Below are 225 nucleotides of genomic sequence, written 5' to 3' on the forward strand. Positions count from 1 at the left end.
TCCGCGACGTGTTCCAGGTACGAGCGCATGTCCGCGACCGTCATGCCCGACACGCCGCCCTGCAGCAGGTCCTCGGCGAAAGCCGTCTCCGCCTCGACCGCCTCCGCGAGCATCCGCCGTACGTCGTCCGCGAGTTGGTCGTCGAACAGGTCGGGCTCCTCGGCCCTCACCGTCTCCACCACCGAGAACGCGAAGTCCATGTGCGCCGACTCGTCGCGGAAGACC

1 protein-coding gene is annotated in these 225 nt (G+C 68.9%); it reads right to left on the reverse strand.

All coding sequences use genetic code 11. The features are described 5' to 3' along the window. Positions 1–225, reverse strand: a 225-nt coding sequence (locus tag GT354_RS30830) for a ribonucleotide-diphosphate reductase subunit beta (protein ID WP_202512506.1), incomplete at both ends; no start/stop codon positions are given.

Source organism: Streptomyces sp. SID3343, from assembly GCF_009865215.1.
Classification (GTDB): domain Bacteria; phylum Actinomycetota; class Actinomycetes; order Streptomycetales; family Streptomycetaceae; genus Embleya.